Annotated in this window: 1 protein-coding gene; it reads right to left on the bottom strand. The window is 39.9% G+C overall.

The features are described from left to right. Positions 1–154: 154 nt before the first annotated feature. A partial coding sequence (locus tag NZM05_12665; protein MCS7014467.1) for a hypothetical protein occupies positions 155–642 on the bottom strand: 488 nt, incomplete at its 5' end.

Genomic DNA, 642 nt, shown 5'->3' with positions numbered 1-642 from the left:
GCCCCGACGACTCAAAACCCACCTCTTTTTTCTTTTCAGCCATGACTTGTTGTGTACAATCTACTTGTTAGTTGTAAAACCATTTATGCAGCTTTTCACGATAAACAAACCACACTCAATAAAAAAATAGAGAAAAATTTCAAAAATAACACACTTATGGCAACACAATATCACACAACACATCTACCCACTCTCGATCAAAAAAAGCAGGCTCAACAAACGCTGCATCAAAAAACGCAAACATAAACTGGTGAGGAATATAAATCCGCAAAGAAAGCGGAGACACCGCACCAACCCCACAGGGCAACGCCTCTAACATATCCTTAGAAAACGGAAAATAAATAGACACCGCAGAACATTCTACATCCAAAAAACGCCGATCCCACTCAATCGGACACTCCCCAAACGGCACATATAACACATCCCGAAACGCATACTCACGAGCAAATACAAACGAAAATAAAAACGGTCTCCAAAATCGCTCACGCAATGATTCCTTCCCAGATACCGCCTCTATCGTTGCCCCATACACAAACGATGAAACCGTATACGGCTTGTAATCTACAATACGGTTATAAAACTTAATACCATTTTTAGAAAACAAAATAAAATCATCAATGTCAAAAAACTCCCGATGCGTCA

This window comes from Chloroherpetonaceae bacterium (assembly GCA_025056565.1).
In the GTDB taxonomy this organism is placed as follows: Bacteria; Bacteroidota; Chlorobiia; order Chlorobiales; family Thermochlorobacteraceae; genus Thermochlorobacter.
This window is presented reverse-complemented; position numbering and strand designations above follow the sequence as displayed.